Here is a 5,700-nt window from a genome sequence, read left to right as displayed (position 1 = left end):
AAGTTAGTTTGTCTAGCATCTAAAATAAAAATTGACGTTTCACGTTGTTTGTTTCGTTCAGTTTTCAAAGAACTACTTGGTCGCTCATTTGCGACTTCCTTATGTTAACATTTTCATCTTTCAATGTCAACTAAGTTTTTCATTTCGTTTGTCGCTTTCGACGTTAATGTCATCGGCGACTTGTTCTATATTACACCTCTAAAGCATAATCGTCAACACTTTTTTATAAAGAACTTCAATTTAATATTTTTATGCTCTTTTAACTAAATACGTCTCTATAGGATTTCATTATCGGAGCACACCTTCTGCTTCTCTTTAATTTGTTTTTCCAAATATATTCGAGTTAATTTGAACTCTAGACTTAACTTGTGTGGACGTTTTCCTCCAACAAAACTAGCAACCTTATTTTAACAAATACTAGTATATAATTAGAGAGTTGTTGTACTATCAATAAAACTCTATTAGAAGCAGGTGAAGATATGAAAGATATACGTATCCTTATAGCAGACGACGATAAAGAAATCCGAAATTTATTAAAAATATATTTAGAACGAGAATTATACATGGTAGACACTGCAATCAACGGCGAAGAAGCCTTACATTTATTTAATCAAAATAACTATAACCTCGTTATACTAGATCTTATGATGCCCAAAATAGATGGAATCGAGGTATGTAAAAAACTTAGAGATAAAACTAACGTACCTATATTAATGCTCACCGCTAAAGATCACGAAGTTGATAAAATTTTAGGTTTAAGCATTGGTGCTGATGATTATATTACGAAACCTTTCAGCATTCACGAAGTAATTGCACGAGTAAAAGCTCTTATGCGGCGTTTTTTAGTTCTCGGAAGTAACAATACTGCTCAAGAAAAAACAACTTTATCTTTTAAAGGACTAACTATCAATTTAAATACATACACAGTTCATACAAACAAAGAAGAAATTAGCTTAACCGGAAAAGAACTGGAACTGTTAAAATTCTTTACTTCAAACCCAGGGCAAGTATTTACAAAAACACAGCTCTTCCGAAATGTATGGGACGATAATTATATAGAAGATGACAATACCGTTATGGTACATATTCGAAAACTTAGAAAGAAAATAGAAATTGACCCTTCCAATCCAAAATTCATTCAGACTATATGGGGAATTGGTTATAAGTTTGTAGGTGAAAAGCTTGAAGACTGATAAAACCCTCTTCCTGATTTCATTACAACTTATCATTTGCGGGATTTTAAACATACAAATGGATCCAAGAATAAAAATGTCTTTATTTATTATCCTTATCTTAATTACAATTTATCTCTTCTTTTCAAGAATACAATTCATTCAACATCGCAAAGCAATGGATACTAAATTAAGTCGTGTACTAAAAGGAAACTTACAAACGAGATTATTCACAAGCAATGACCACTCATTACATAATATCGTTTTTTCAATAAACGAGCTAATAGGTAAATTAGAGCAGGTTCAAATTGAAGCCAAAAGATCCGAGGAATCCAGAAAACAACTTTTGTCTAGTATCTCCCACGATATACGAACACCACTCACCTCCATTATCGGATATATAGATGCTTTGAAAGACGGAGTTGCTGCTTCTGAAATAGAAAAACAAGAATATCTTAAAATACTCTATATGAAATCAAATAACTTAAAGCACCTAGTTGATGAAATATTCAATATGGCGAAGCTAGACGCTAATGAATTTCCACTAAAAGAAGAAGAACTCGACTTTTCTGAAGTTACTAGAGAAGTTTTGATTGAATTTTTACCTGAGCTCTCAAAACATAACATCGAACTGCAAATTCGCATACCAGAGTCTACTTGTCCTATCATCGCAGATCATCTAAGCATTATGCGGATTATCGGTAATTTAATGAAAAATGCAATTTATTACGGAAAGGATGGGAAAACAATAGGAGTCGAATTGCTAGAAGCTGATGCAGAATACGAACTTCATATTTGGGATCAAGGCCCTGGTATTCCAAAACATGATTTACAAAACGTATTTGAGCGAATGTACCGAAGCGAACAATCAAGAAACTCTTCATTTGGTGGTAGCGGTCTCGGGCTTTCTATTTCCAAAGCGCTCGTTGAGAAAAACAGTGGACATATATGGGTTGAAAGTACTCCATGGAAACGAACTACTTTTGGCTTTTCTATTCCAAAACACAATACTTTTAAGAAATAGTTAAGAAATGATTAATATGCAGTTAAGCCTTCCTTTTTATGATGTAAGTAAGAACTTATAGAAAGCAGGTGTCTCCTATAAATACAATTATAAAAACGACTAACCTTACTAAAGTATATGGCAATCAAAAGTCAGTAGATAATTTAAATATTAATGTTCAACAAGGGGAGATTTATGGCTTCATAGGCCGCAACGGTGCTGGTAAAACAACAACCATTCGCATGCTGCTTAGTCTTATAAAGCCTACAAGTGGAACGATTGAAATATTCGGAGAGAACTTATTCCAAAATCAAAAAGATATTTTAAGCAGAATTGGTTCTATAGTTGAAGTTCCAGGATTTTATGAAAACTTAACTGCAAAAGAAAACCTATTAATTAATGCAAAAATAATTGGGGTTCACAAAAAGAATGCTATCGAAGAAGCATTAGAAATAGTAGGCTTGCAGCATGAGACAAAAAAGTTAGTAGGAAAGTATTCTTTAGGAATGAAGCAACGCTTAGGAATTGCGCGTGCTCTTCTCCATTATCCTGAGCTACTCATATTAGATGAACCAACTAACGGACTAGACCCTATTGGTATTAAAGAAATGCGAAAACTTATTCATTCTTTAGCTCAAGAAAGAAATATAACAATACTGATTTCTAGTCACATATTAGCCGAGGTAGAACAGTTAGTTGATCGTATCGGAATTATTCATGAAGGAAAGTTACTAGAAGAAGTTTCTCTTGATACGCTGCGCAAAGCAAACCGTAAGTACATAGAGTTTCAAGTGAATAATGACGATAAAGCTGTGATGTTATTAGAAAATCATCTTCAAATTTTTGATTATGAAGTACATGATGAAGGAAATATTCGTATTTACTCTCATTTTGGACAACAAGGATACATAAACAGAACGTTCGTTCTTAACGATATTGAAGTATTAAAAATGATGATAAGTGAAGATAGACTAGAAGATTATTTCACCAAACTAGTTGGAGGTGGAACAATTGGTTAATCTACTCTATACAGAACTCTTAAAACTAAAACGCTCTAATATGTTTTTAATTAGCATTATTGGTGCTGGTGTCGCACCTTTCTTAGTTGTAGTAGCCTCTTATATACATATAAAAACAAAACAGCCAACTCCAACTATTTGGTTCGATCAATTATTTACTGACGTTAACTTATATACTACTTTAGTTATAGGATTCCCCTTATATGGAGTAGTGGTTGCTTATTTGCTTACCCGCGAATATACAGAAGATACACTGAAAAATTTACTAACTATCCCCGTGTCACGCATTAGCTTTATTACAAGTAAATTCATCATTCTCTTTCTTTGGATTATGATGCTAACTTTAGTCGCTTGGGCACTTACTTTAATATTAGGGCTATTGGGGAACTTCCCTGGTTTTAACATTTCTTTACTTTTAGGTTCTTTCCTAGAATTTTTAATATGTGGTGGACTTCTCTTTCTATTGTCTTCACCTATTGTGCTACTAACTCTTGTAATGAAGAGCTATGTACCACCCATTATATTAACAGTCATTATTACAATGACTAATCTTATGCTCGTAAACTCCAAGCATAAAGATTTATTTCCGTGGACCGCTACTCTAGATATCGCAAATAACGAATTACAACCGACATATCCACCAGAGTATTCTTATATCATCATTGCAGTAACGACAATTTCCGGATTTATTGCAACACTATTCTATTTTAAAAAAGTAGACATTCATTAATGTATAGGAGTGAAACTATGAGCGATATCATTATTGCCTTCATACTCGGTATTGTAGAAGGATTAGCTGAATTTTCACCTATATCTTCTACTGGCCACCTTATATTAGTCGGGCATTTATTAGGCTTTGAGGGAGAAAGAGCAAAAACGTTTGAAATTGTTATTCAGCTAGGCGCAATTTTAGCTATTGCAATTTTATATCATAAACGTCTCGTTTCTTTATGTAATATTAAACCTCTTATACAGAAAGAAAAAAATTCAACGCGTTCCATGTATTTCTTGGCGTATTTCCGGCAGTGGTTGCTGGCTTGCTACTACATGATATTATTAAAACATACTTATTCCAGCCATACACTGTTTTGATTGGACTTGTAGCAGGGGCAATTCTTATGATCTTTGCAGAAGTAAAAAAGAAAGAGGCAGCAGCCTATTCACTGGACGATTTAACATACCGCCAAGCTTTAACAATCGGATTATTTCAGTGCTTAGCGGTATACCCTGGCTTCTCTAGAGCTGGCTCTACTATCTCTGGAGGTCTATTGGCAAAAGTAAATTATAAGACTGCATCTGAATTCTCTTTTCTAATAGCTCTTCCTGTAATGATTGGGGCAACAGGCTTAGACTTACTAAAAAGTTGGAAGTATTTAAGTGTCGATGACATCCCTATGTTCGCGGTAGGATTCATTACCTCTTTTATAGTAGCGATGCTAGCAGTAGTAACTTTTCTAAAGCTTTTAGAGAAGATAGGTTTAAAACCTTTTGCATACTACCGTATTTTGTTGGCTATCTTATTTACGCTTTTCGTATTGCTATAGATTCATATAAGTCACATATTATTAAACTGATATTCAATTTAGAATATCGGTTTTTTTATCTATTTCAACTCTAGTATTACTCACTTCAATATGGCATAGTGATAATAAACTACCATTCATAATCTGAACGTTCTTTAAGTAACTATGTCCTTTATCATAAAATGCAATTGGAAAATTAAAGATCCCATATATGTACAGAACATATTTACAAACTATATTCACTCCACATAGTATCTTTTTAATTTGCAAAACACTGATACAAATTAAAAATAAGTACAAAGGCATAACAAATAAATAAATTTCCAAGGAATTATAAAGAGATTAAATATTAATTAGAGTGAGGTGACGATAAAAATGAATCAATTAGCACAGACATATTGGGATACTTATTGGGGAAACAACAAAAAACCAGAATCTGTTACAGCTTGGCAATTTGGGGATACCCCTAATTATCTTGCACAACTAGTAATTGACGGTATTAAAACAGCTACATGCTCCGGTCACATTTTTTATGAATTAGAAAATGAATCGCTACCGACTACTAATGATTATAGTATTATACTCAATAGTAATGATGAACCTGTAGCTATTATTAAGACAATAGAAGTAACTGTAACACCAATGAATGAAGTAAGCGAAGAATTCGCTATCGCTGAAGGCGAAGGAGATCGTACTTATAATTACTGGAGAGACACCCATGTTCGTTTTTTTACAAAGGAACTAAATGAGATTGGTCTTAATTTCTCTGAAGATATGTTACTCGTCTGTGAGCGTTTTGAACTTGTTGATGTGAACAATAAAGTGAAATTTTAATAAACTGAGATTTACCAGCCATTCTTATTTTTATAAACACAAAAAAGACGAGTCATTCTGACTCGTCTTAAAGTTGCTTGGCGACGTCCTACTCTCACAGGGACAAGGTCCCAACTACCATCGGCGCTAGAGAGCTTAACTTCCGTGTT

At 33.5% G+C, this 5,700-nt stretch carries 5 protein-coding genes and 1 pseudogene; all 6 read left to right on the top strand.

Translation table 11 applies throughout. The features are described from left to right. Positions 1–479: 479 nt before the first annotated feature. The 6 genes and pseudogenes from MR107_RS29070 to MR107_RS29040 all read left to right on the top strand — a co-directional run bounded on the left by MR107_RS29070 (position 480) and on the right by MR107_RS29040 (position 5,551). Positions 480–1,193 (top strand): response regulator transcription factor, encoded by a 714-nt coding sequence (locus MR107_RS29070; protein WP_000651997.1) that lies wholly within the window; start codon positions 480–482, stop codon positions 1,191–1,193. Then, positions 1,183–2,196, top strand: coding sequence for a sensor histidine kinase (locus MR107_RS29065; RefSeq protein WP_242293078.1), 1,014 nt, complete (start codon positions 1,183–1,185; stop codon positions 2,194–2,196). Before MR107_RS29070 ends, MR107_RS29065 begins: the two co-directional genes overlap by 11 nt. A gap of 68 nt (positions 2,197–2,264) precedes the next feature. Next, positions 2,265–3,194, top strand: coding sequence for an ABC transporter ATP-binding protein (locus MR107_RS29060; RefSeq protein WP_000074581.1), 930 nt, complete (start codon positions 2,265–2,267; stop codon positions 3,192–3,194). Beyond that, a complete protein-coding gene (locus tag MR107_RS29055; RefSeq protein ID WP_000247711.1) occupies positions 3,187–3,924 on the top strand; it encodes an ABC transporter permease in 738 nt (245 codons plus the stop codon). Before MR107_RS29060 ends, MR107_RS29055 begins: the two co-directional genes overlap by 8 nt. After that, positions 3,924–4,738 (top strand): annotated as a pseudogene (bacA, locus tag MR107_RS31785) (undecaprenyl-diphosphate phosphatase). Before MR107_RS29055 ends, bacA begins: the two are co-directional and overlap by 1 nt. Before the next feature lie 354 nt (positions 4,739–5,092). Then, complete coding sequence (locus tag MR107_RS29040) at positions 5,093–5,551, top strand: ASCH domain-containing protein (protein WP_053565461.1); 459 nt, start codon at positions 5,093–5,095, stop codon at positions 5,549–5,551. Positions 5,552–5,700 lie beyond the last annotated feature (149 nt).

The organism is Bacillus cereus group sp. BfR-BA-01441, from assembly GCF_022663075.1.
Lineage (GTDB): Bacteria > Bacillota > Bacilli > Bacillales > Bacillaceae_G > Bacillus_A > Bacillus_A cereus.
The sequence above is the reverse complement of the archived record's forward strand: the minus strand, read 5'-3'. Positions and strand labels throughout refer to the sequence as shown.